Here is a 606-nt window from a genome sequence, read left to right on the forward strand (position 1 = left end):
CTCACGCCCGGCGGCGAACAGGCTGCCGCGCCCGTCCAGGATCATCTGGTCCCCGGGCAGCGCCCGGTCCCAGCAGCCGGACTCCACCCGCCGGCGCAGCACGCGGTTGAACGCCTCGGCGCGTACCGCCGAGAGCAGCAGGCCCTGAACCGACCGGTTCAGCCGTCGGCCCTCCCCGCGGTGCCAGGCCAGCGCCTGCGCGAGATTGCCGCCGTCGCGCCCGAAGCGCTGGGGACCGAAGTAATTGGGCACGCCGCTGCGCGCCACCGTCGCCAGGCGGGCGTCCAGCGACCGGCGGGGGGCGGTGACGTCCGTCAGGCGAATGCGGAACCGGTTCCCCGCCAGCGTGCCCACGCGCAGCTTGCGCCGGTGGCGCCCCGCACTGATCACGTCGAGACCGTCCTCCACCGGCCCGACGGCCGGCGGGACAGCGGGGGCGTGGATGCTGAGCCACTGGGTGGTGAGCGCGTGCCGGTCCTTGAGGCCCGCGTGGCTGATCGCCCGGGGCGGGCAATCGAAGGCCCGGGCCAGGCGCCGGACAGCCTCCGCGGTGGTCAGGCCGCGCTTGCGGATCTCCACAAGCCAGTGCTCCCCGTCGCCGTCCGG

The 606-nt window shown here is 75.6% G+C and carries 1 protein-coding gene; it reads right to left on the bottom strand.

What is annotated here, in order from left to right; translation table 11 throughout:
• Positions 1-606: tRNA pseudouridine(13) synthase TruD (truD, locus tag G7A99_RS23735; RefSeq protein WP_163144529.1), on the bottom strand; the 606-nt coding region annotated here is incomplete at both ends.

The organism is Arhodomonas sp. KWT, from assembly GCF_010993615.1.